1 protein-coding gene is annotated in these 449 nt (G+C 47.0%); it reads left to right on the forward strand.

What is annotated here, in order from left to right; all coding sequences use genetic code 11:
• Positions 1 to 333, forward strand: a 333-nt coding sequence (locus tag B3Z75_RS11375; RefSeq protein ID WP_294071711.1) for an HlyD family efflux transporter periplasmic adaptor subunit, incomplete at its 5' end; no start/stop codon positions are given.
• Between the last annotated feature and the right edge of the window lie 116 nt (positions 334 to 449).

Genomic DNA, 449 nt, shown 5'->3' on the forward strand with positions numbered 1-449 from the left:
AACAGATATGCAGAGGCAGGTGAGCTGGCTACCATAGGTACTCCCCTATTCAAAATTGCCGATACCGGAATCCTATTCCTGAGGGCCTACGTGACAAATGATCAGCTGGCACAAATCAAACTGAACGGTGAGGTGACGGTACGGGTTGACGACGGGCACGGCGGAATGAAGTCATACAAGGGCCGGATCAACTGGATATCCGATAAATCGGAGTTTACTCCCAAGACCATTCAGACCAAGAATGAACGGGCTAACTTAGTGTATGCGCTGAAAATTGCCGTCCCGAACGATGGTTTCCTGAAGATCGGCATGTATGGAGAGGTTAAGCTTTAATTTGCAACAAAAATGATTGAAGTAAAGGATTTACATAAAAGTTACGGCAGGCAGGGTAAGGTGAATGCCCTGAACAGCATCTCTTTCACAGTAGATGACGGGGAGATATTCGGTGT

The sequence above is a fragment of the Proteiniphilum sp. UBA1028 genome (genome assembly GCF_002316955.1).
Lineage (GTDB): Bacteria > Bacteroidota > Bacteroidia > Bacteroidales > Dysgonomonadaceae > Proteiniphilum.